This is a genomic window from Pseudoflavonifractor sp. AF19-9AC, assembly GCF_003478995.1.
Classification (GTDB): Bacteria; Bacillota; Clostridia; order Oscillospirales; family Oscillospiraceae; genus Lawsonibacter.
On the sequence record NZ_QUGI01000001.1, the window covers coordinates 16,013 to 39,500 of the forward strand.

The 23,488-nt window shown below is 62.1% G+C and carries 22 protein-coding genes; 17 read left to right on the forward strand and 5 right to left on the reverse strand.

What is annotated here, in order from left to right; genetic code table 11:
• Nucleotides 1-79 precede the first annotated feature (79 nt).
• Nucleotides 80-1,147 carry a nitronate monooxygenase family protein gene (locus tag DWX58_RS00080; RefSeq protein WP_118640666.1) on the forward strand — a complete coding sequence of 356 codons (1,068 nt, stop codon included), beginning with the start codon at nucleotides 80-82 and terminating at the stop codon, nucleotides 1,145-1,147.
• A gap of 94 nt (nucleotides 1,148-1,241) precedes the next feature.
• Here DWX58_RS00080 and DWX58_RS00085 read toward each other — a convergent pair whose 3' ends face one another.
• Both DWX58_RS00085 and DWX58_RS00090 read right to left on the reverse strand, forming a co-directional pair.
• The gene (locus tag DWX58_RS00085) at nucleotides 1,242-1,946 is read right to left on the reverse strand and encodes a response regulator transcription factor (protein ID WP_118640668.1); all 705 of its coding nucleotides are present in this window, start codon (nucleotides 1,944-1,946) and stop codon (nucleotides 1,242-1,244) included.
• On the reverse strand, nucleotides 1,939-3,117 hold the full coding sequence (locus tag DWX58_RS00090) for a DUF4118 domain-containing protein (protein ID WP_118640670.1): 1,179 nt from the start codon (nucleotides 3,115-3,117) through the stop codon (nucleotides 1,939-1,941). Before DWX58_RS00090 ends, DWX58_RS00085 begins: the two co-directional genes overlap by 8 nt.
• A gap of 195 nt (nucleotides 3,118-3,312) precedes the next feature.
• Between DWX58_RS00090 and pyrE the strand changes: the two genes are divergently transcribed.
• The 11 genes from pyrE (at nucleotide 3,313) to DWX58_RS00145 (ending at nucleotide 15,544) form a co-directional block, all read left to right on the forward strand.
• Nucleotides 3,313-3,987: an orotate phosphoribosyltransferase gene (pyrE, locus tag DWX58_RS00095; protein ID WP_118640672.1), complete on the forward strand. Its 675-nt coding sequence runs from the start codon at nucleotides 3,313-3,315 to the stop codon at nucleotides 3,985-3,987.
• Between the two features lie 66 nt (nucleotides 3,988-4,053).
• Complete coding sequence (locus tag DWX58_RS00100; protein WP_118640674.1) at nucleotides 4,054-4,764, forward strand: JAB domain-containing protein; 711 nt, start codon at nucleotides 4,054-4,056, stop codon at nucleotides 4,762-4,764.
• 95 nt (nucleotides 4,765-4,859) lie between these two features.
• Nucleotides 4,860-6,827 carry an excinuclease ABC subunit UvrB gene (gene uvrB, locus DWX58_RS00105; RefSeq protein ID WP_118640676.1) on the forward strand — a complete coding sequence of 656 codons (1,968 nt, stop codon included), beginning with the start codon at nucleotides 4,860-4,862 and terminating at the stop codon, nucleotides 6,825-6,827.
• Nucleotides 6,828-6,908: 81 nt separating this feature from the next.
• A complete protein-coding gene (gene ybaK, locus DWX58_RS00110; RefSeq protein WP_118640678.1) occupies nucleotides 6,909-7,394 on the forward strand; it encodes a Cys-tRNA(Pro) deacylase in 486 nt (161 codons plus the stop codon).
• 16 nt (nucleotides 7,395-7,410) lie between these two features.
• Entirely contained in the window at nucleotides 7,411-10,248 is a 2,838-nt protein-coding gene (gene uvrA / locus DWX58_RS00115) for an excinuclease ABC subunit UvrA (RefSeq protein WP_118640679.1), read from the forward strand.
• 62 nt (nucleotides 10,249-10,310) lie between these two features.
• Nucleotides 10,311-10,808, forward strand: a complete 498-nt coding sequence (locus DWX58_RS00120) for a small multi-drug export protein (protein ID WP_118640681.1) — start codon at nucleotides 10,311-10,313, stop codon at nucleotides 10,806-10,808.
• A gap of 52 nt (nucleotides 10,809-10,860) precedes the next feature.
• Nucleotides 10,861-11,199 carry a hypothetical protein gene (locus DWX58_RS00125; protein ID WP_118640683.1) on the forward strand — a complete coding sequence of 113 codons (339 nt, stop codon included), beginning with the start codon at nucleotides 10,861-10,863 and terminating at the stop codon, nucleotides 11,197-11,199.
• Between the two features lie 24 nt (nucleotides 11,200-11,223).
• Entirely contained in the window at nucleotides 11,224-13,428 is a 2,205-nt protein-coding gene (locus DWX58_RS00130) for an ATP-dependent RecD-like DNA helicase (RefSeq protein ID WP_118640685.1), read from the forward strand.
• Nucleotides 13,429-13,465: 37 nt separating this feature from the next.
• Nucleotides 13,466-13,984 (forward strand): GNAT family N-acetyltransferase, encoded by a 519-nt coding sequence (locus DWX58_RS00135; protein ID WP_118640687.1) that lies wholly within the window; start codon nucleotides 13,466-13,468, stop codon nucleotides 13,982-13,984.
• A 181-nt stretch (nucleotides 13,985-14,165) separates the two neighbouring features.
• Nucleotides 14,166-14,645, forward strand: a complete 480-nt coding sequence (locus DWX58_RS00140) for an RNA polymerase sigma factor (protein ID WP_158579169.1) — start codon at nucleotides 14,166-14,168, stop codon at nucleotides 14,643-14,645.
• Entirely contained in the window at nucleotides 14,642-15,544 is a 903-nt protein-coding gene (locus DWX58_RS00145) for a zf-HC2 domain-containing protein (protein ID WP_118640691.1), read from the forward strand. Before DWX58_RS00140 ends, DWX58_RS00145 begins: the two co-directional genes overlap by 4 nt.
• A gap of 108 nt (nucleotides 15,545-15,652) precedes the next feature.
• Here the strand turns inward: DWX58_RS00145 and DWX58_RS00150 are convergent, their stop codons facing one another.
• On the reverse strand, nucleotides 15,653-17,365 hold the full coding sequence (locus DWX58_RS00150; protein WP_118640693.1) for a glutamine--tRNA ligase/YqeY domain fusion protein: 1,713 nt from the start codon (nucleotides 17,363-17,365) through the stop codon (nucleotides 15,653-15,655).
• 274 nt (nucleotides 17,366-17,639) lie between these two features.
• Between DWX58_RS00150 and DWX58_RS00155 the strand changes: the two genes are divergently transcribed.
• From DWX58_RS00155 to DWX58_RS00175, 5 genes are all read left to right on the forward strand, one after another.
• A complete protein-coding gene (locus DWX58_RS00155) occupies nucleotides 17,640-18,494 on the forward strand; it encodes an FAD-dependent oxidoreductase (protein WP_118640695.1) in 855 nt (284 codons plus the stop codon).
• Between the two features lie 27 nt (nucleotides 18,495-18,521).
• Complete coding sequence (gene trxA / locus DWX58_RS00160; protein ID WP_347559139.1) at nucleotides 18,522-18,845, forward strand: thioredoxin; 324 nt, start codon at nucleotides 18,522-18,524, stop codon at nucleotides 18,843-18,845.
• A 210-nt stretch (nucleotides 18,846-19,055) separates the two neighbouring features.
• Complete coding sequence (locus DWX58_RS00165) at nucleotides 19,056-20,321, forward strand: helix-turn-helix transcriptional regulator (protein WP_118640699.1); 1,266 nt, start codon at nucleotides 19,056-19,058, stop codon at nucleotides 20,319-20,321.
• Nucleotides 20,318-20,806 (forward strand): hypothetical protein, encoded by a 489-nt coding sequence (locus tag DWX58_RS00170; RefSeq protein WP_118640701.1) that lies wholly within the window; start codon nucleotides 20,318-20,320, stop codon nucleotides 20,804-20,806. The genes DWX58_RS00165 and DWX58_RS00170 overlap by 4 nt, the downstream gene beginning before the upstream one ends.
• On the forward strand, nucleotides 20,791-21,099 hold the full coding sequence (locus tag DWX58_RS00175) for a hypothetical protein (protein ID WP_118640703.1): 309 nt from the start codon (nucleotides 20,791-20,793) through the stop codon (nucleotides 21,097-21,099). The genes DWX58_RS00170 and DWX58_RS00175 overlap by 16 nt, the downstream gene beginning before the upstream one ends.
• A 39-nt stretch (nucleotides 21,100-21,138) precedes the next feature.
• Here the strand turns inward: DWX58_RS00175 and murC are convergent, their stop codons facing one another.
• Both murC and DWX58_RS00185 read right to left on the reverse strand, forming a co-directional pair.
• Nucleotides 21,139-22,512 (reverse strand): UDP-N-acetylmuramate--L-alanine ligase, encoded by a 1,374-nt coding sequence (gene murC, locus DWX58_RS00180; protein WP_118640705.1) that lies wholly within the window; start codon nucleotides 22,510-22,512, stop codon nucleotides 21,139-21,141.
• Nucleotides 22,513-22,717: 205 nt separating this feature from the next.
• A complete protein-coding gene (locus DWX58_RS00185) occupies nucleotides 22,718-23,365 on the reverse strand; it encodes a hypothetical protein (protein WP_118640707.1) in 648 nt (215 codons plus the stop codon).
• Between the last annotated feature and the right edge of the window lie 123 nt (nucleotides 23,366-23,488).

Here is a 23,488-nt window from a genome sequence, read left to right on the forward strand (position 1 = left end):
AGAATCTGTTTTGTGATATGATGGAACCCGGTGCTGAAAATTATATTTTGGTACTGTGAAAATGAGGAGAGTGAATGGAATGATTGAACTTGCGGGACGACGTCTGAAGCTCCCCGTGATTCAGGGCGGAATGGGTGTGGGCGTATCCCTGAGCGGTCTGGCCGGCGCTGTGGCGGCATGCGGCGGCATGGGCTGCATCAGCGCGGCCCATCCCGGCTACCGGGAGGCGGACTTCCAGCGGGATCCCCAGAGCGCCAACCTCCGGGCGCTGAAGCGGGAGATTGCCCGGGCCAAGGAGATTTCCCACGGGATGGGTATGGTGGCCGTCAATCTGATGGTGGCCATGCGCCAGTATGCCTCCCTGGCCAAGGCGGCAGTGGAGGCGGGAGCGGACGCCATCATTTCCGGCGCGGGCCTGCCCTTGGAGCTGCCCGCCCTGACGGCGGGGGCGAAAATTGCCCTGGCCCCCATTGTCTCCAGCGGACGGGCTGCCCGGCTGATTTTAAAGACTTGGGACAAAAAATACGGGATGACCCCCGACTTTGTGGTCATTGAGGGCAGCGGAGCCGGAGGGCATCTGGGCTTTAAGGAGGAGGACCTCCAGAGCGGGACCGTTCAGCCTCTGGAGAAAATTCTGCCCCAGGTGCTGGAGGAGCTGAAGCCCTATGGGAAGAAGTATGGCCGGGCTATCCCGGTGTTTGTGGCCGGGGGCGGACTGCGGGGAGCCGATCTGGTCCGGTTCCGGGCCATGGGGGCTGCCGGTGTGCAGATTGCCACCCGGCTCATTGCCACCTTGGAATGTGACGCCTCCCAGGCCTTCAAGGACGTGATTTTGAAGGCGAAGGGCGAGGATGTGCGCATCATCCACAGCCCTGTGGGTATGCCGGGGCGGGCGGTGGAGACGCCGCTGATCCGGCGGCTGGAGGCGGGGGAGAAGATTCCCCACCAGTGGTGCGCGGGCTGTATCAAGACCTGTGATCCGGCCACCACGCCCTACTGCATCACCCAGGCGCTGATCCATGCGGTGGAGGGAGACGTGGAAAACGGCCTCTTCTTCTGCGGTGCGGGGGTGGACCAGGTGACGGAGCTGACCTCGGTGGCTCAGGCCCTGGAAGAGTACCGCCTGCCGGAGGAGAACGCCGGCTGACGGAAAGCGGCGCCGAATCTGCGAATGGGTATAAAAAAGCGCCCTGGGGGAGAAACCTTCTCCCCCAGGGCGCTTGCTTTGTCATAGAGACCGATCAGTCCTCCAGCATGCGGTAGCCAATGCCCAGCTCGGTGTAGATGTACTTGGGTGCGGAGGGATTTTCCTTCAGCTTGCGGCGGATGTTTGCCATGTTTACCCGAAGGATCTGGTTGCTGCTGCCGCCGTAGGGACCCCAGACGTGCTCCAGAATGAAGTCGTAGGTGAGCACCTTGCCCGCGTGGATGGCCAGAAGCTCCAGAATTTTGAACTCATTCTGAGTGAAGTGAATCTCCTCGCCGCCCTGGAGCACCTGGTGCTTGGCGATGTCCACGGTGAGGTCCTTTACCTGGTATACGTCCCGCTGGATGCCCTCGTTGATCTTCATCCGGTCGGCCCGGCGCAGGGTGGTGCGGATGCGGGCCAGCAGCTCGGACACGCCGAAGGGCTTGACCACATAGTCGTCCGCCCCCATGTCCAGGGCCTTCACCTTTTCCGACTCCCGGTCCCGGGCGGAGATGATGATCACCGGGACCTCACGGGGCAGCCCCCGCAGCTGGGAGAGTACCTCCAGCCCATCCATGTCAGGCAGCCCCAGGTCCAGCAGCACCAGATCCGGGCCGTGGGAGAAGAACAGGGACAGCCCCTCCTTTCCGCTGGCGGCGGCCAGGGGCTTGTAGTCGCTGGCGCTCAGGGCCCGGCAGATGAAGTTGCTGATGGCGTGCTCGTCTTCAATGACAAGAATGGTGCGTTTTTCACTCATTTGGAAAATCCTCCATGGGGAGGCCGAAGCGGAACACCGCTCCTCCCTCCGGACTGTTGCCCGCGGCAAAGAAGCCGTCGTGGGCCTTGATAATGCTTTGGCATACGGAAAGGCCGATGCCCATGCCCCGGGTGGAATCCCCGGACAGGTCCCGGGAGAGGGGGCGACCGGACTGGACGGCCTGACAGATCTCCGGGGAGAGCCCCTTGCCCCGGTCCCGGACCTCCACCACCGCCCAGTTGTCCTGGCGGAAGAGGTGGAGAGTGATGTGCTCCCGGTCGCCGGAATGGCGTATGGCGTTTTCCAGCAAGTTGACTATGACCTGCTTGATGAGCATGGGCTCCATGGACAGGTAGAGGATGTCTTCCGACAGGTCCAGTTCCACCTTGCTGTCAGGGAAGCGACGGCGGGTGGTGAGCACGGCGTCGCCAGCCACCTCCTCCAGCATTTCCTCCCGCTTTTTCAGGGGCATGGTGCCGTCCCGAATCCGGGTAATGGAGAGCAGATTTTCCACCATGACGATGAGGGAGTCCGCATCCTCCTTGATGTCCTGAAGCATGGCGGTGTTCTTTTCGGAAATTTCGCCGCTGGACAGCAGAACGGATGCGGCGCCGGAGATGGAGGTCAGGGGGGTGCGCAGGTCGTGGGACACCGCCCGGAGAATGTTGCTTCGGATGGTCTCCCGGGCGGACTGGAGCTGGATGGCGGTTTTTTCCTGGTTGAGCCGCTCATTCTGCTCGTAGAGGGCCTTGGCCTTTTTCTCCCGGCGCACCGCCTCGGCGGCCTGAAGCTTCACCCGGGAGGTGAGAGCACACACCACGCAGGAGATGGCCACCATGGACAGCATGGCCAAAGGATAACCGGTGTGGCTGAGGGAGAAAGCGGCATAGGGGAACATAAAAAAGAAGTTGGTGCAGAACGCACCCACGATGGAGGCCAGAATTCCATAAAAATAGCCGGTGGTCAACAGGGAAATGAGCACCACCGCCAGCACAAAGACCAGGGCGGAGTTGTTCTCGCCGCCGGTGTGGCCGATGAGAATGCTGCTGGTCAGATAGGCCGCGCAGAGAAACAGGGCGGTGACCAGAAGGTTCCTAGGAAGAGCAGGAATGCGGTGCATCTGACGGTAGACCCACTGGTAGAGGGCAGACCATCGCTGAGAGAGGGACACAGGCTCACCTCCTGGAGAAATCAATGTGTAATCGACATTATTATAGCAATTTTTCCGTTTGTCGTAAAGAGCGGGACCAGCGGAGGAATTTCAGGAAAATATAAGGGGGATTTCTTGTGTGAAAGGGGAAAAAATGATATAATAATACGATTTCCGGATTTTGCCGGACAAACTGGAGAAAAGGGGTTTCATAACATGACTTATAAAGAGGAATTTATTACCTTTATGGTGCGCTCCGGCGTGCTGACCTTCGGAGATTTCGTGACCAAGTCGGGCCGCAAGACGCCCTACTTTGTGAATACGGGCAACTACAAGACCGGTGCCCAGGCCGCCAAGCTGGGCGACTACTACGCTGCCTGCATCCAGGAGCATCTGCCCGATGGCGTGACCTGCCTCTTCGGCCCGGCCTACAAGGGCATCCCCCTGGCCGTGTCCGCCGCCGCCTCCCTGTACCGTACCTATGACCGGGACCTGCCCTACTGCTTCAACCGCAAGGAGGCTAAGGATCACGGCGAGGGCGGCTCTATGGTGGGCTACAAGCCCCAGGACGGGGACGATGTGGTCATCGTGGAGGACGTGGTCACTGCCGGTACCGCCGTGCGGGAGACCATCGAGCTCTTCAAGCACGTGGCCAAGGTAAATATGAAGGCCCTCATTGTCTCTGTGGACCGCATGGAGCGGGGCACCCGGGAGTGCTCCACCCTGGACGAGCTGCGGGAGGACTACGGCATTGCCGTCTACCCCATCGTCACCGTGCGGGAGGTCATCTCCTTCCTCCACAACAATCCCGTGGACGGCAAGGTCTACATTGATGACGACATGAAGGCCAAGATGGAGGCCTATCTGGCCGAGTACGGCGCCAAAGCCTGAACGGAGAAACATGGCGCCCGCGTAAGCGGGCGCCGAACCGATGAACGCAGAGAGGAGAGGTGGTCCATGTCCATTCATACCGGGCATCGAAAACGGGTCAAGGACGAGTTCCGCGCCCGGGGGCTGGAGGGTTGGCCGGACCACCGGGTACTGGAGCTGCTGCTGTTCTATGCCATCCCTCAGGGAGACGTGAACGGCCTGGCTCACGACCTCATTGACCGCTTCGGCTCCCTGGCGGGAGTGCTGGATGCCTCGGAGGATGAGCTGAAGAAGGTGAAGGGAGTAGGAGAGCACGCCGCTCTCCTGCTCCGGCTTATTACCGCCGTGGGCATCCGGTACCGGGAGCAGCGCAGCGACCTGGGCGAGCTGGTGCAGACGCCTAGGGAGGCCGCCGCCTTGCTGGAACCCTATTTCTTCGGGGCCCGGCAGGAGATGGTGTACATCCTTGGTCTGGACAGTAAGTGCAAGGCCCTGGGTGTCCGAAAGGTGTCCGAGGGCAGCATTTACGCCTCAGATATCAACATCCGCCGCATCGTGGAGGAGGCCATGGGCCTGCGGGCGGCGGCCATTTATCTGGCCCACAACCACATCAGCAACCTGGCCTTCCCCTCGGCAGAGGATTGGCAGGCCACGGACACCATCCGGGCGGCTCTGGGACCGGTGGGGCTCAATCTCATCGACCACCTGGTGTTTGTGGACGGAGACGCGGTGTCCCTGAATCAGTCGGAGCGAAACGGCCGCCGTCCGGTGTATCAGCTGATGGGCGGGACGTTTTGATGGTGTTAAATTGTAGGATTTTCTCTTGAATCGGAACGTTTGTTCTGCTACACTGGGGAACAGTGTACGGCTGTATGAGATAAGGAGGTGTGCCTGTGCCGAAATTTGAAGTGGTATCGGACTATAAGCCTGCCGGCGATCAGCCGGAGGCCATTGAGGCCCTGTCCAAAGGTATTGAGATGGGGCTGGACGAGCAGACCCTGCTGGGCGTCACCGGCTCGGGCAAGACCTTCACCATGGCCAAGATCATTGAGCAGGTCCAGCGTCCCACCCTGGTGCTGGCCCACAACAAGACTCTGGCCGCCCAGCTGTGCGCCGAGTTTAAGGAATTTTTCCCCAACAACGCGGTGGAGTACTTTGTCTCCTACTACGACTACTACCAGCCCGAGGCCTATATCCCCCACACGGATACCTTTATCGAAAAGGACTCGGCCATCAACGAGGAGATTGACCGCCTGCGTCTCTCCGCCACCGCCTCCCTGCTGGAGCGGCGGGACGTGATTGTGGTCTCCTCCGTGTCCTGTATCTACGGTCTGGGCGAGCCGGAGGACTTTGAGAAAATGATGGTCTCCCTCCGGGTGGGCGCCCAGCTGGAGCGGGACGATCTGCTGAAAAAGCTGGTGGACATCCGCTACGAGCGCAACGACATCGCCTTTGAGCGCAACATGTTCCGGGTCCGGGGGGACACGGTGGAGGTGTGGCCCGCCTACTGGAAGGATACGGCCATCCGGGTGGAGTTCTTCGGGGATGAGATCGACCGCATCAGTGAGATCAACGTGGTCACCGGCACCCCCATCCGCCGCCTGACCAACATTCCCATCTGGCCCGCCACCCACTATGTCACCCCCAAGGAGAAGATGGACGTCGCCATCCAGGAGATCTACAAGGAGCTGGAGGAGCGGGTGGCCTTCTTTGAGGGGGAAAACAAGCTCATTGAGGCTCAGCGGATCAAGCAGCGCACCATGTACGACATTGAGATGATGCAGGAGCTGGGCTACTGCTCCGGCATTGAAAACTACTCCCGGGTCATCGAGGGGCGGCCGGTGGGCTCGCCCCCCCACACCCTGCTGGACTACTTCCCCAAGGACTTCGTCCTGTTCATCGACGAGAGCCACGTCACCCTGCCCCAGGTGCGGGCCATGTATAACGGCGACCGGGCGAGAAAGACCTCCCTGGTGGACTATGGCTTCCGTCTGCCCTGTGCCTTTGACAACCGGCCGCTGAAATTTGATGAGTTTGAACGGAGAGTAAACCAGGTGGTCTACGTCTCCGCCACCCCGGGCGAGTACGAGCGTACCCGGTCGGGCCAGATTGTGGAGCAGGTCATCCGGCCCACCGGTCTGCTGGACCCCAAAATCGAGGTCCGGCCGGTGGAGGGTCAGATCGACGACCTCATCGGGGAGATCAACGACCGCACCGCCCGCTCCGAGCGGGTGCTGGTCACCACCCTCACCAAGAAAATGGCCGAGGACCTCACCGCCTACCTCCAGGGGGCGGGCATCAAGGTGCGCTATATGCACCACGACATCGACACCATGGAGCGTATGGAGATCATCCGGGACCTTCGCCTGGGCACCTTCGACGTGCTGGTGGGCATCAACCTGCTGCGGGAGGGTCTGGACCTGCCGGAGGTCTCCCTGGTGGCCATCCTGGACGCGGACAAGGAGGGATTCCTCCGGTCCGAGACCTCCCTCATCCAGACCATCGGCCGTGCCGCCCGAAATGCCGACGGCATGGTGGTCATGTACGCCGACACCATCACACCCTCCATGCGCCGGGCCATTGAGGAGACCGAGCGCCGCCGTCAGAAGCAGGACGCCTTCAACAAGGCCCACGGCATCGTGCCCAAGACTGTCATCAAGTCGGTGCGGGACCTGCTGGAAATCGGCGTGTCCGAGAGCAGCGAGGCCGAGCGGAAGGGCGAGGTGAAGAGCCTCACCAAGCAGCAGAAGGCCGAGCGCATCGCCAAGCTGGAGAAGGAAATGAAAGAGGCTGCCAAGATGCTGGAGTTCGAGCTGGCCGCGGCATTAAGAGACCAGATCATTGAATTGAGAGGCAAGTAATCAGCATTTTAAGCTGTATTCATACCAACTCCGCTAACGAACGGGAGGATTGCTATTTTACAGAAACTGAGGAACCCTAATATGGCAAAGCAGAAGGAAGAAAAGACCAACGTCATGCGCGTCCTGGACCAGAAGGGCATCCACTACACCCCCCACACCTACGACCACGAAAACGGCGCGGTGGACGGGGTGACGGTGGCCAAATCCCTGGGCCAGGATCCGGAGTGCGTATTCAAGACCCTGGTGGCCCGGGGGGCCTCCGGCGGTCTCTACGTCTTTGACATTCCGGTGGCGGACAGCCTGGACCTGAAAAAGGCGGCCAAGGCCGTGGGGGAGAAGTCCATCGCTATGATTCACCAAAAGGAACTGCTCCCCCTTACAGGCTACGTCCACGGGGGCTGCTCGCCCATTGGTATGAAAAAGCAGTACCCCACTGTTTTCCATGAGACGGCGGAGATTGTGGACACCATCATGGTCTCTGCCGGGAAAATTGGCTATCAGGTGCAGCTTGCCCCTGCCGATCTCATCGCGCTGGTAGGGGCCACCACTGCCGATTTGACTGTTTGAGAAGGAGAACGCATCCATGCACACGCATATTACCGTCAAAGGCGCCCGTGTGAACAACCTGAAAAATGTAGACGTGTCCATTCCCCGGGACAAGCTGGTGGTGCTCACCGGCCTGTCCGGCTCGGGCAAGTCATCCCTGGCCTTTGACACCATTTACGCCGAGGGGCAGCGCCGGTATGTGGAGTCCCTCAGCTCCTACGCCCGCATGTTCCTGGGCCAGATGGAGAAGCCCGACGTGGACTACATTGACGGCTTGAGCCCCGCTATCTCCATCGACCAGAAGACCACCAGCAAAAACCCCCGGTCCACCGTGGGCACCGTCACCGAGATCTACGACTACCTCCGTCTGCTGTGGGCCCGGGTGGGCACCCCCCACTGCCCCATCTGCGGCAAGGAGATCAAGCAGCAGACCATCGACCAGATCATCGACCAGGTGATGGCCCTGCCCGAGGCCACCCGCATCCAGGTGATGGCTCCGGTCATCCGGGGAAAGAAGGGCGAGCACGTCAAGATCTTTGAGGACGCCCGGAAATCCGGCTATGTCCGCTGTCGGGCGGACGGCTCCATGTACGAGCTCACCGAGGAGATCAAGCTGGACAAGAACAAGAAGCACAACATTGAGATTGTGGTGGACCGCCTGGTCATCCGGGAGGAGATCGCCCGCCGGCTCACCGACAGCGTGGAGATCGCCTCCAACCTGGCGGGAGGACTGGTGGTCATCAACATCGTGGGGGAGGACCGGGACATCCTCTTCTCCCAGAACTACGCCTGTGAGGACTGCGGCATCTCCATTGAGGAGCTCACCCCCCGTATGTTCTCCTTCAACAACCCCTTTGGCGCCTGTCCCACCTGTATGGGCCTGGGCTCCCAGATGAAGATTGACCCGGACCTCATCATCCCCAACAAGAACCTGTCCATCATCGAGGGGGCCATCACCGCCTCGGGCTGGGGCAACATCAACTCCGACGGCATCGCCCGGATGTACTTCGAGGCGCTGGCCAAGAAGTATAAGTTCAAGCTGAATACCCCGGTAAAGGACCTGCCCAAGGAGGTCATGGACGTCATCCTCTACGGCACCAATGGGGAGAAACTCACCCTCCACTACGACCAGCCCCGGGGCCAGGGTACCCTGTACCAGCCCTTCGAGGGCATCGTCAACAATCTGGAGCGGCGCTACCGGGAGACCCAGTCGGACGGGGTGAAGCGGGAGCTGGAGGAGTGCATGAGCCAGTGCCCCTGCCCCACCTGCCACGGCCGGAGACTAAAGAAAGAGTCCCTGGCGGTCACCGTGGGCGGACTGGACATCGACACTTACTGTCATAAGAGCGTCACTGAGGCGCTGGAGTTCATGGAAAACCTCCAGCTCAACGAGACTCAGACCATGATTGCCGCCCAGATTCTGAAGGAGATCAAGTCCCGTCTGGGCTTCCTCCAGTCGGTAGGCCTTCAGTACCTCACCCTCTCCCGGGAGGCGGGTACCCTCTCCGGCGGCGAGAGCCAGCGCATCCGCCTGGCCACCCAGATTGGCTCCTCCCTTATGGGGGTACTGTATATTCTGGACGAGCCCTCCATCGGCCTGCACCAGCGGGACAATGACAAGCTGCTGGCCACCCTGAAAGAGCTGCGGGACCTGGGCAACACCCTGCTGGTGGTGGAGCATGACGAGGACACCATGCGGGAGGCCGACTATATCATCGACGTGGGCCCCGGTGCGGGGGTCAACGGCGGACGGATTGTGGCTGCCGGCACCCCGGAGGAGGTCATGAACACCCCCGGGTCCATCACCGGCGACTACCTGGCCGGGCGGAAGAAAATCCCCGTCCCGGAGCACCGCCGCAGAGGAAACGGGAACTACCTGAAGGTGTTCGGCGCCTCGGAGAACAACCTGCGTGGCGTGGATGTAGCCATCCCTCTGGGCACCTTCACCTGCGTCACCGGTGTGTCCGGCAGCGGCAAGTCCTCCCTGGTCAACGAAATCCTCTATAAAAAGCTGGGAGCCGACCTGAACCGGGTGAAGGTCCGGGCGGGCAAGCACGACCGTATCGAGGGGGAGGAGTTCCTGGACAAGGTCATCAACATCGACCAGTCCCCCATCGGCCGCACGCCCCGGAGTAACCCCGCCACCTATACGGGGCTCTTCAACGACATCCGGGACCTGTTCGCCTCCACCCCCGACGCCAAGAGCCGGGGCTACGGCCCGGGCCGGTTCTCCTTCAACACCCGGGGCGGCCGGTGCGAGGCCTGTACCGGCGACGGCCTTATCAAGATCGAGATGCACTTCCTGCCCGACATCTACGTCCCCTGCGAGGTGTGTAAGGGCCGGCGCTACAACCGGGAGACCCTGGAGGTGCGCTACAAGGGCAAGAACATCTATGAAGTGCTGGAGATGACGGTGGACGAGGCCCTGCCCTTCTTCGAAAACCTGCCCCGGATCTACAACCGCCTGAAAACCCTGGAGGAGGTGGGCCTGGGCTATGTGAAGCTGGGCCAGCCCTCCACGGAGCTGTCCGGCGGCGAGGCCCAGCGGGTGAAGCTGGCCACCGAGCTCAGTAAGCGCTCCACGGGCAAAACCATCTATATTCTGGACGAGCCCACCACCGGCCTCCACAGCGCCGACGTGCACAAGCTCATCGAGGTCCTGCAGAAGCTGGTGGATGGTGGCAACACCGTGCTGGTCATCGAGCACAACCTGGACGTCATCAAGACCGCCGACCACCTCATTGACCTGGGCCCCGAGGGGGGCGACGGCGGCGGCACCATTGTGTGTACCGGAACCCCTGAGGAGGTAGCCGCCTGCCCGGCGAGCTATACGGGACAATACCTCAAGCGGATGCTGAATCCGGAGAATCGGTAATACGGAACTCCGAAACGGTATCCCCGTTGGGCATAGTAAATGAGAGAGATAAGAGGTTTTTCATGGATATTTTTCAGTGGCTGACCGACACCGAGGTGGGCAAGTGCATCTTTACCATGCTGGTGTCCATGATTCCCATCATTGAGCTGCGGGGCGGACTGCCCTTCGGGGTGGCCCTGGGCCTGCCCTACCATCTGGCCTTCCCCTTCGCGGTGCTGGGGAACATCATCCCCGCCCCCTTCATCATCGTCTATATCCGCCGGATTTTTATGCTGATGCGCAAGTATATGCCCCGGCTCAATGGCCTGGTGGACAAGATGGAGAAAAAGGCCCACCTGAAGGGCCAGAAGGTGCAGAAGTACCAGTATCTGGGCCTGTGGCTCTTTGTGGCCATCCCCCTGCCGGGCACCGGGGCCTGGACGGGCTCCCTGGCGGCGGCATTTCTGGACATGCGGCTGAAGAAGGCCCTGCCTGCCGTCATTCTGGGCGTGCTCACCGCTGGGTGCATTATGCTGACCCTGACCCACGTGGGCATCAATTTGTTCTCCGGAACCGTATAATCCCACACCTCCGGGCCGCGGCGCACATAGGATGACCCGGAGGTGTTGCTCTGTGAATCTGGCAGGGGAAATCCTGGTGACGGCGGTGTGCGTGGTGGGGCTGGCCTTTTTGGCCTGGTGGCTGTTTGGCCGCCTGCTGCGCCCCATTCCGGAGCAGCGGGTGTATGCCCTGATCTCCGGACGAGGGGACGGAACAGATTTGGAGCAGTCGGTGCGGGCATTTATCTGGCTGCGGAGCCTGGGGCTATTGCACTGTCCCATCCTCATTGCGGATGTGGATCTCACGGCCCGGGGCTGGGACGTGGCTCTGCATCTGGCGGCCCGGTGGCCCGATGTGATTTTGTGGCCGGCGGACCACCTGGCGGAGCGGGTGGGCCGGGAAGAAGCTTAGTACATAAGAGAGGAGGCGGACCCCTTGGAGGAATACCAGAAGGACAACCAGGTGGAGGGGACCGTCTCCTCCATTATTTATCAGAACGAGGAGAATGGCTACACCATCCTCCGCCTGGACGTGAAGGGGGAGGAGATGACGGTGGTGGGCCCCATGCCCGGGGTCTCCCCGGGAGAGTACCTGGCGGTGAAGGGCCGCTGGGTGCGCCACGCCACCTACGGGGTGCAGCTGCGGGCGGAGACGGTGGAGCGCCGCCTGCCCCAGGGGCTGAAGGAGATCTACCACTACCTGGCTTCCGGGGCGGTGAAGGGGGTGGGCAAGGCCACCGCCCGGCTGCTCATTGAGGAGTTCGGGGAGGACACTCTCACCGTGCTGGAGGAGCACCCGGAGCAGCTCACCCGCATCCGGGGCATCTCCCCCAAGCGGGCCCGGCAGATTGGGGACACCTTCCGCCAGCAGATGGGCATGCGGCTTCTGATGGAGTTTCTCACCGCCCACCAGCTGCCCCTGGAACTGGCCGTCCCCCTGCGGAGAGCCTACGGGGACGTGGCCCTGGAGGTGCTGAAGGCCAACCCCTACCTGCTGGTGGGGGAGGAGTTTGGAGTGGAATTCTCCCAGGCGGATGCCCTGGCCCTGGACCAGGGGGTGGGGGCGGAAGACCCCCAGCGGCTGGAGGCGGGGCTCCTCTTTGAACTGGCCCACAACCTAAATAACGGCCACACCTTCCTGCCCCGGCGTAAGCTGGTGGAGGCCACCGGGGTGCTGTTGGAGGTCTCCGGAGAGCTGCTGGAGGAGAGCCTGGAGGCCCTGGAGCGCCGGGGCGAGGTGGAGTGCCAGACGGTGGCCGGCCAGGAGGCAGTTTACCTCCCCGCTCTGTTCGAAGCGGAGACCTTTATCGCCCAGCGCATGCGGGAGATGTGTCAGAGCGAGTTGACGCCTCCTCAGGGGCTGGACAAGCTGATAGACCAAATCCAGCGCCGGCAGCACATCACCTACGCTCCCCAGCAGCGCCAGGCGGTGGAGCTGGCCGCCCAGTGCCAGGTGATGCTACTCACCGGCGGACCGGGTACCGGTAAAACTACCTGCCTGCGGGGAGTGCTGGCCCTCTTTGACGAGATGGGGCTGGAGACTGCCCTGGCCGCCCCCACCGGACGGGCCGCCAAGCGGCTGGGGGAGCTGTGCTCTACCGAGGCCTCCACCATCCATCGCTTGCTGGAGACCGGCTTTGATCCCCACACCGGCCGGCTGGTCTTTACCCACGACGCCTACGATCCCCTGCCGGCGGACGCAGTGATTGTGGACGAGACCTCCATGGTGGACGTGCCCCTCATGGCCGCTCTGCTTACCGCCCTGCGGGGGGACTGCCGGCTGGTGCTGGTGGGTGACCCGGACCAGCTGCCCTCGGTGGGGCCGGGCAACCTCTTTGCTGACCTCATCCGGAGCAAGGTGGTGCCTACCGTCCGCCTGACAGAGATCTTCCGCCAGGCCGCCCAGAGTGCTATTGTGCGCAACGCCCACATGGTAAACCACGGGGAGCTTCCCAACCTGCGCCAGAACACTGGGGACTTCTTCTTCCTGGCCCGGCGGGAGGGCAAAGGCGTGGTGGACACCATCGTGGACCTGTGCCGCCGTCGGCTCCCCGAGCGGCTGGGCATTCCCGCCGACCAGATCCAGGTGCTGTCCCCCACCCGGCGGCGGGGGACGGGCACCCGCGCCCTGAACCAGGCCCTTCAGCAGGCCCTCAACCCGCCCCTGGAGGGGAAGGGGGAGCGGCGCTTTGGCGACTGGGTCTTCCGGGCGGGTGACCGGGTAATGCAGGTCAAGAACAACTACGACATCCTCTGGCGGGAGGAGGGGGGCACCCGATCCGGCATGGGGATGTTCAACGGGGACATCGGGGACATCCGCTCCATCGACGGCGAGGTCATCACCGTGGACTTTGACGGGAAGATTGTGGAGTACTCTCCCGACATGCTGGGAGAGCTGGAGCCCGCCTTTGCCGTCACGGTACATAAGGCCCAGGGCAGCGAGTACCGGGCGGTCATTCTGGCCGCTCTGGACGGCGGCCCCATGCTCATGAGCCGGGGGGTGCTCTACACCGCCATCACCCGGGCCCGGGAGCTCTTTATCATCGTGGGGGACGACCAGACGGTGGCCTCCATGGTGGCCAACAACCGCCAAACCCGCCGCTACTCCGGCCTTCGGGCCCGGCTGGCGGAGGAAGAATAAACGCCCCAACCGGGCGGAGAAGAAATGAGGGTACACCATGATTCGGAAGGCCCATGCCGGGGACATTGACCGGGTGGCGGAGATCTATGAGGCCATCCACGCATCGGAAGAGCGGGGCGAGCTCACGGTTGGCTGGGCCCGGGGCGTCTATCCTGTCCGGGAGACTGCCCGGGCCGCCGTGGAGCGGAGCGACCTGTTTGTCAGCGAGCGGGCAGGGCGAGTAGAGACAGCGGCCATCCTCAACCAGATTCAGGTGCCGGAGTACGCCCAGTGTGACTGGAAGTACCCCGCCCCGCTGGAGCAGGTAATGGTGCTCCACACCCTGGTGGTGGACCCCGCCGCCCAGGCCGGAGGCCTGGGGACCGAGCTGGTGGGCTTTTATGAGCAATACGCCCGGGAGCAGGGCTGTCCCTATCTGCGCATGGACACCCAGGCCAAAAACACCCTGGCCCGGAGCTTTTACCGGAAGCTGGGCTTCTGGGAGGCGGGGATGGTGTCCTGCACCTTTAACAACATCCCCGGGGTGAAGCTGGTCTGCCTGGAGAAGAAGCTGTAACCACGAAACCAAGCGATCAAACAGGCGCGGAGCCCCTTGTTGGGGGTTCCGCGCCTTCATTTTTTTGAAAAGGGGGGGAGCAGAGCTGAAAAGATGGAATAGTTTTCGTAACCTTTTGCCCCTGTCGGCGTTTAACAGACAGAAGGAACAAACCGGCGGGCAAAGGGAAGGGGGCGGGGCCTTGGAAGAGGAGTTTTCGGCGGTGTCTCAGGTCTACTATGACCGGCTGTACCGCTTTCTTCTGGCCCTGTCCGGCGACCCCCACCAGGCGGAGGACCTGACCCAGGAGGTCTTCTACCGGGCCCTGCTCCACATCGACCGCTACCGGGAGCAGGGGCAGATGTTCACCTGGCTGTGTGCCATCGGGAAAAATCTGTGGCTCAGCCAGTGCCGGAAGAAGCGAGCGGCCCCGGAGCCGCTCCATGACACGCCCCAGCCCGGCCCGGAGGAGACTCTGTCGGACTGGGAGGTGCAGCAGGCGCTGCGAAAGGCGGTGGCCGCCCTGCCTGAGGACTACCGGGACGTGGTCATTCTCCACGTCTACGGGGATATCCCCCTGAAGGAGATTTCCGCCATGAAGGGGAAGTCGGAGAGCTGGGCCAAGGTCACCTATTACCGAGCCAAACAAATGCTGAGACAAGAACTGGAGGGATTGCGATGAAACAAACGAGCTGTGACGTGGTGCAGGATCTGCTCCCCCTCTATCTGGACGGCTGCTGCCATCCGGGCAGCCGGGCGCTGGTGGAGGAGCACCTGAAGGAGTGTCCCGACTGTGAGCGGGTGCGGCAGGAGATGGCGGGAGAGATCCCTGCTCCAGAGGAGCCTCAGCCGGAAGGAGAGGCTGAGCCCGCCAAGGAGGAGCCCGAACAGGCCCCGGAACAGAAGCGGGCCAGGATCTTCCGGAAGGGGATGAAGAAAATCCGCCGCCGGTGGATTGCCTCGCTGGTTGCGGTAATCATCTTGGTGCCCTTTGTGCTTTTGGGCATCAACCAGGTGCGGGAGGAAGGCCTATGCTACACCAACCTGAATGAGTTTTATCTGGCCAACGCCTTCCTGGGAAAGATGAAGGCCGGGGACTATGAGGGGGCGGCAGAGTACATCGACCGGGAGTTCAGACGATGGGAGTTCCAGGCGCGCTTTACGGAGGAGGAACTGGCAAATTATGACCAGGATGCCCTCGACACCTTTGTAGCCGCCGCCCAGGGCTACAGCGAGATGGGTGGTCTGTCCGACTACCGCTTCCACTGGGGCGGGTATGGCAACGCCTATCAGTGCAGCGAATCCTTTGATGGCGTGCCCATCTATCAGTTTGAGTTTGCTCTTACCATAGGAGGGGTGGAATACCGGGCCCGTGTGGAGGCCAGCAAGGACGGGGTGACCAACTGCCACGTCTATGACAGCCCTATGGGCGGCCCCCAGCAGCTCAATGCCATCAACGAGTGGGAGTACAACCTGTGGGACGAGTATGAGGCCCGCTACGACAACGAGGAGCGCGAGGCCGCATACAATGCTTATGTGGAGCAGCGGGCTTATGAGAGCGGTTCCGCTCCCAAAGCATGAGTGTGAGCGGAATATGTGCCCTCTCGCTGTAAAAAATCATCAATGAAGGCCCTTTGAACAAGAAAAACCGGCGGAGCGCATGCTCCGCCGGTTTTAGCGTACAGGGGATTATTTACCGGGCTTGAAGCTGTCCTTCAGGCTGACGGCCCGGTTAAAGACCAGGGCGCCGGGCTTGGAGTCCTTGCTGTCGGCACAGAAGTAACCGAGACGCAGGAACTGGAAGCGGTCGCTGGGCTGGGCATTGGCCAGAGAGGCCTCCAGCTTGCAGCCCTCCAGAACCTCCAGGGAGTTAGGGTTCAGGCAGTCCAGGAAGTTCTTGTCTCCAGCGTCGGGAGCCTCGTCGGCAAAGAGGTTGTCGTAAAGGCGCACCTGGGCGTCCACGGCGGTGGCGGCGTCCACCCAGTGGATGGTGGCGCCCTTCACCTTCCGACCGTCGGCGGGGTTGCCGCCCCGGCTCTCCGGGTCGTAGGTGGCCAGAATCTCGGTGACGTTGCCCTCCGCGTCCTTGACGCAGCCAGTGCACTTGATGAGATAGGCGCCCTTCAGGCGGCACTCGGGGCCGTCGGGATAGAGGCGCTTATACTTGGGAATGGGGGTCTCCAGGAAGTCGTCGGCCTCCACATAGAGGTTCCGGGAGAAGGTGACGGGGCGGGTGCCGGCCTCCGGATCGTTGGGGTTATTCTCCACCTCAAAGGTCTCGCTCTGGCCCTCGGGATAGTTGGTGATGGTCAGCTTCACCGGACGCAGTACCGCCATGGCCCGCTGGGCGTGATCATTGAGGTCCTCCCGCAGGCAGTGCTCCAGGAAGCCGAACTCCACGGTGGAGGCGGCCTTGCTCACGCCGTTGCGCTCGGTAAAGTTCCGGATGGAGGCGGGGGTGTAGCCGCGGCGGCGCAGGCCGCACAGGGTGGGCATCCGGGGGTCGTCCCAACCGGAGACATAGCCCTCTTCCACCAGCTTGCGCAGCTTCCGCTTGCTCATCACCGTATAGTTGATGCCCAGACGGGCAAACTCGATCTGACGGGGCTTGGCCTCCACCGGGCAGTTGGCGATGACCCAGTCGTAGAGGGGACGGTGATTTTCAAACTCCAGGGAGCACAGGGAGTGGGTGATGCCCTCAAAGGCGTCCTCCAGGGGGTGGGCGAAGTCGTACATGGGATAAATGCACCACTTGTCACCCTGACGGTGGTGGGAGGCGTGGTTGATGCGGTAGATCACCGGGTCGCGCATGTTGAAGTTGCCGCTCTCCAGGTCGATTTTGGCACGCAGGGTGCACTTGCCCTCGGGGAACTCGCCGGCGCGCATCCGGGCAAACAGGTCCAGGCTCTCCTCAATGGGACGGTCACGCCAGGGGGAGCGGGCGGGGGTGTTCACGTCGCCGCGGTACTCCTTGAACTCCTCAGGGGTGAGCTCACACACATAGGCCAGGCCCTTCTTGATGAGCTCCACGGCGCAGTCATACATCCGCTCGAAGTAGTCCGAGGCGTAGTAGAAGCGATCGCCCCAGTCAAAGCCGAGCCAGCGGATGTCCTCCTTGATGGCCTCCACGTACTCCACGTCCTCCTTGGAGGGGTTGGTGTCGTCCATACGCAGGTTGCAGATGCCGCCGAACTTTTCAGCGGTGCCAAAGTCGATGATCAGCGCCTTGCAGTGGCCGATGTGAAGGTAGCCGTTGGGCTCGGGCGGAAAACGGGTGTGGACCTGCATCCCGGCAAAGCGTCCGCCGGGGGCAATGTCCTCCGTGATAAATTCATGGATAAAGTTCTGGCTGGGGGCAGGGCTCTCGGCGGCGGGAGCTCCGGTTTTGATCTCTTCAGCCATGGTTGACCCTCCTGTCTCTTTGGTAACTTCCTTATTCTACACCAGATATGGGCGGTGATGCAAGGATTTCCCACTTTTTCCCCGGAAAATCCCCGTCCCATTTCCACGAAAACTTTGTGACAGTGTCACAGAAGGAAAAACGGAAGGGGTGTACAATAAGCGCACAAACAGAGAAGCCGTTCCAATCCGTCAGAACACTCTTGCATGAAGGCCCAAAGCGGGTATAATAGAGACAGTTGGAAGACGGATACGGCGAAGAAGGAAGGTGAGCGCTGTGCGCTACGACATTCTGGTGCTGGGCAGCGGCCCGGCGGGACTAGCGGCGGCGGTGGGTGCCCGGGGACGGAACAAAAGCGTTCTGGTCATCGGCAACCGTTGGCAGGACAGTCCTCTGGCCAAGGCGGAGAAGGTGGATAACTACCTGGGCATGCCCGGCCGCACCGGAGCTGAAATGCTGGAGGAATTTTACAATCACGCTGTCAAGGCGGGCGTGGAATTTGTCACCGGGCGGGCCATCTCTCTCATGGCCTGGAACGGATTTATGGTGACGGTGGGCAGTCAGGTCTACGAGGGCAGTGCCCTCATCCTGGCACCCGGTGTCTCCCGGCAGGCCAAATACCCCGGCGAGGGGGAATACCTGGGCCGCGGGGTGAGCTACTGTGCCACCTGCGACGGCATGCTCTACCGGAATAAGCCTGTGGCGGTGGTGGGGCGCAGCCCCGACGCCCCCCAGGAGGCCAACTACCTGAAAAGCCTGGGCTGTCAGGTGGTGTACGTCTCGCCCCAGCCCCCCCAGGGACTGGACGGAGACATCCCCTTCGTCAAGGCAAATCGCCTGGCGGTGAAGGGAGAGACCACGGTCACCGCTCTGGAGGCCGACGGCGCGGATATCCCCTGTAACGGGGTGTTCATCCTGCGCCAGGCGGTGGCGCCCACCGATCTGCTCCCCGCCCTGGAGACGGAGAACGGGGTAATCAAGGTAGACCGGCGCATGGCCACCAATGTGGAGGGCGTGTTTGCCGCCGGCGACTGTACCGGAGCTCCCCTCCAGGTGGCCAAGGCGGTGGGAGAGGGCCATGTGGCCGCTCTGTCCGCCTGTGAATATCTGGACCAACAACAGGAAAAATAAAATAAAGTTCGATAAAACAGAAAGGAAATGAATAATATGATGGTACATTTCAGCAAGGACGGTTTTGACAAGGCTCTGAACGAGGGCAAGCTCATGATGGTGGACTTCTGGGCCAGCTGGTGCGGCCCCTGCCGCATGCTGGGCCCCGTCATTGAGGACCTGGCCGGCCAGTACGAGGGCAAGGCCGTCGTGGGCAAGGTAAACGTGGACGACGAGCAGGAGCTGGCCATTCGCTACGGGGTCATGTCCATCCCCACCGTCATCTTCTTCAAGGACGGCAAGGAGATTGACCGCAAGGTGGGCGTTATGCCCGCCGGCGCCTACACCCAGGTGCTGGACGCCAACCAGTAAAATAAACTGAAATAGAAAAAGCGGCCCGCCGGAATTGCTCCGGCGGGCCGCTTTGTGGTTCGGAAGTTCTTGAAGGGGATTTCCAGGCTATGATATAATATTTTCAAGAAAAAACAGCCGATGTAAGCCTTGGTTGACAAAAAGGAAGGGAGATTTGGTTGCCCGGCAGCCGGTTTCTCTGGTAGGCTGGGGGCGAAAGGAGGCGATGACATGACCTTGGGAGCGCGGATTGCCGCCCTTCGAAAGGAACGGGGATTGTCCCAGGAGGGCCTGGGTGAGCTGGTGGGGGTGTCCCGTCAGGCGGTGAGCAAATGGGAGTCGGACAGTGCCCTGCCCGACGTCAACAACTGTGTGGCATTAAGTCGCGCCTTTGGCATTACCCTCAGCCAGCTGTTGGAGCTGGAGGAGGAGCCGAGCGCCCCGGCGGGAGAGCTGACGGAGGAGCAGTTAGCCATGGTCCAGGCCATCGCGGAAAAATATCTTTCTTCCCTGCCTCGACCTCGGAGCTGGCGGCAGCGGCGGAAGTGGCCCTGGGTGCTGGCCGCCTCGGTGCTGCTGGTGCTGGGCGTAGTGGCGGCGGAGTGGGTGCGGGATCTGAACCGCACCGTCTCCTATATGACCGGTGAGATGACAAACGTCCACAACACGGTGAGCCAGGCGGTGGAGGAGCAGGTGAACGCCGCCCTCACCCAGGTCACCTCCCTGGTGAAAGAGAAGAGCTGGACCTTGGAGGAAGTGAATTTGGAGGAGAACACCGTCACCTTTGCCCTCTCTGCCCAGCTGCGCCGCCGCACCCCGGAGACTCCGGTTGTCTTCACCGCCCGCAGCGGGGGCGAGACCGTGACGGCGGAGGGGACGGACGAGGGGGGACAGCGCTTCTCCGCCCGGCTCACCTGCCCCCTCAGCGACGACATCCGCTTTTTCATCTCCTTCCAGACGGAGGGGGAGGCATATACCGAGGAGCTGGGCCAATCCTCCCAGCTGCAGCGGAGCTATGAGATGCGGCCCTACTCCTATGTCCTCTATTCACAGCCCTACCTGGACAAGTACCTGGAGGAGGGCCGCCTGCCCCAGGGCACCCGGGTGCCCCTGTCCATCAGCCTGGAGCTGGGCAGCCAGGAGGCGCTGGCCGGGGAGGCGGTGCAGGTGGAGGAGGCCGCCGTGGGCCTCTTTGTCAACGGCAGGGCGGCGGAGTGGACAGAGCTGGATCTTTCGGGGGCGGTGACGCCCCGGCCCGGCCTGGAGGAGAGCTGGACCCGGTGGGACTGGGAGGAGGAGTTCTCCCTGGACGGCCCCGCCCTGGAGAACGGGGATGAGCTGACGCTGGCACTCTATGCCCGGGACAACTACGGCCGGGTGGTCACCCTGCTGCTATGGCAGGGGGTCATCTCCGACGGAGAGATGGACCGCGGAAAGCTGGGGGAGACAGCCTGGTGGGAGGACTGGCCCTACCAGCCGGCGGAGGTGGGGCCATGAAAAGGAGCATACTCCCCGCTCTGATGGGCTTCTGGCTGGGCTACCTGGTCACTACCGCCCTGCTGTTTGGGTGGGCCATGCTGGGGTTTTATCTCTATTTTATGGACAGCTCCGACCTGTGGTATGACGTGGCCGCCTGTCTGCTGGCCCTGCTGCCCCTCCTAATGGCGGGAGGCCTTACCCGGAAGCTAAGACCGAGCCTGCAAGTAGGGGTGCTGTGGACGGCCGCCGGCCTGGACGCCCTGGCGCTGCTGGGATTTGTGGCGCTGGGCGGAACCGCTTATTTATTCACCATTCCCGGGGAGGTGCTGGCCGTCTGGGTGCCTCCGCTGGCCCGGCTGCTGGGGATGGCCCCCTACGACAACCGGATGCTGCTGAAGGACGGGGTAGGCGCGCTGTTGCCGCCCCTGGCCTTTACCCTGGGATATCTGCTGGCCCGGCAGCCGGAGAAGGGAGAGGAGGCTGAGACATGGAGTGGAAGCTGATGCTTTTTCTGGGGCTGCTCTACCTGGCCGCCGCCGCCCTCCAGGCCAGGTGGATTATGGGGGCGAGGGGGAAAAACAGCCTCCAGGACCGCTGCCTCATCCCCCTCATCCTGGCCCTGCTGGTGCTGGCCCTCACGGGAATCGGCCTGGCGCGGGCCACCGGCTGGGACACTCTGGGGTGGTTCGTCCTGGTGCACTTCGGCACCGCGCCCCTGGCCGGGGCGGTGGGCCTGGGCACTCTGGCCGGGCTGCTGCTGCGGAGAAAAAGAGACAAGACGAATGAAAAGGCATAAAAAAGGAGGCCGTCGGCCTCCTTTTTTATGCCTTGCAGGTTATTCCGGCGTGTTCACCAGGGCCTCCCCCGCCAGGTAGATGTCCCCGGCCCCCACGGTGAGGATGAGGTCCCCCGGCCGGGCCAGCTCCCGCAGGCGGGCGGTCACGTCCTCCAGAGTGGGGCAGAACTCCGCACCGGGAATCTTGGCAGCCAGGTCGGCGGAGGAGATGCCCAGGGTGTTCTGCTCCCGGGCGGCGTAGATCTCCGCCAGGATGGTGAGATCCGGCTTTTTCAGCACCTCCACAAAGTCGTCAAAGAGCTCGTGGGTGCGGGAGTAGGTGTGGGGCTGGAAGGCGCAGATGACCCGCTGATAGCCCAGCCCCATGGCGGTGGACAGCAGGGCCTGGAGCTCGTGGGGGTGGTGGGCGTAGTCGTCGTAAACCATGGCACCGTGGTACTCCCCCTTCTTCTCAAAGCGGCGGCCCGCCCCGTGGAAGGCCTCCAGCCCCTCCTCCACCGCCTGGGCGGGGACCTTGAGGCACAGAGCCGCAGCCGCTGCGGCCAGGGCGTTGCGCACGTTGTGGACGCCGGGGACTGACAGCTCCGCGTGGGTGAAGTGCTGGCCGTGGGCCACAATATCGAAGGAGGCAAAGCCGTTCTCCCAGGTGAGGTTGGCGGCGTGGACGTCCCCCTCCTCCAGGCCGAAGGTAATCATCTTCCGGCCGAGATTCTTGAGGGCGTCCATAGTGTTGGGGTCGTCCCGGTCGGCCACCACGAAGCCGTCCTCCGGTACCAGCTGGGCAAAGTGGCGGAAGGAGTGCTTGATGTCCTCCAAATCCTTGAAGAAGTCCAGGTGGTCAGCGTCCACGTTGAGGATGACAGCCACGGTGGGGAAGAAGGAGAGGAAGGAGTTGCAGTACTCGCAGCTCTCCAGAATGATGGTGTCCCCGTGTCCCACCCGGTGGCCGGCCCCCAGCACGGGCAGAACGCCGCCGATCATGACGGAGGGGTCCCGCTGGGCGGCCAGGAAGATGTGGGTGCACATGGAGGTGGTGGTGGTTTTGCCGTGGGTGCCCGCCACGCACAGGGCGTTGCGATAGTGGCGCATGATGGCGCCCCAGGCCTGGGCCCGCTCAAAGACGGGGATGCCTGCGGCCAGGGCGGCGGCAATTTCCGGGTTGTCATCGTGGACGGCGGCGGTGCGGATGATGCAGTCCGCGCCCTCCACGCTCTGGGGCAGGTGGCCGATGGTCACAGGGATACCCAGGGAGCGCAGGTGGTTTACCGTCTGGCTCTCGTGCATGTCGGAGCCGGTGACCACGATGCCCCGGCCGTGGAGTACCTCAGCCAGAGGGGCCATGGAGACCCCGCCGATGCCCACCAGGTGGGCCCGGAGGCCGGGATGGATGTAAGATTGTATGGTGTCATTCATAGTGCTGCACCTCAAATGATTCTATAATCTATCTTATGCGGAAGGAAACGCCCGGTTCGGGCGGAATTGGCACACATCATTATAAGCGCGCCGGAGAAGAAGTGCAAGACTTCCTGGAAAATATGGCCGAATGAGAGGAAATATATACCCTGTTTTCCAAAAGAAAGCGCGCACCGAACTTCGGTGCGCGCTAGTCAGATCAAACTCAGCCTACCAGCTCCAGAGCAGTGATGGTATAGCCGAACATGTTGTCCCGGGGCTGGAGGGTGGCCTGGAACTGGGCCAGGTCGCTGCCGTCCACCAGGTAGGAGAGGGTTCCGGTGAGGGTCAGGGTGCCGTCGGCGGCCTCGCTGGAATTGGAAAGGTGAATTTCCGCCAGGGTATCGCTGCCGCAGGTGACCAGGTAGCTGTCCACCTCGGCATCATAGACCATGCGGTCGGAGAGGTCAGCGGGCAGAGCGCCCAGCTGGTCAAAGCTGGAGAAAATGGCGGAGGAGAAATCCCGAGCGGTCTCCACCGGGAGAACCAACTGCTCGTTCAGATACTCCGAGCGCTCGTCCATCTGTCCGTAGAGGGAGAGCATATTGTACAGGGTCTCCCAACCCAGCTGGGGGTTGGAGTAATCAAACTGAGTGAGGTTGTAGTGGAACATGGCCAGGATCATGGCGTGGACGGCGGGAGTCATGGATTGCACCGCGTCGGTCTGGGCAGGCACCTCACCGGGGACGAAGCCGGAATCCTGGGACACCGTAGTTTCGGAAGAGAGGGCCTCCTGGTTCTCAGCCATGGCCACTCCCTGGAAGGGCACAATCAATAAGGTAGCAATCATCGCGGTCAACAGCAGCTTTTTCATACTGGGAGACCTCCTTTCCTGATGTTACATTCAGTATAACAGTTTGGGGTGTTACCTTCTTATCGGAACCATTACGAGATGATAGCAAAATGGTTACAGAATGGTTGCAGATTCGGAGACACA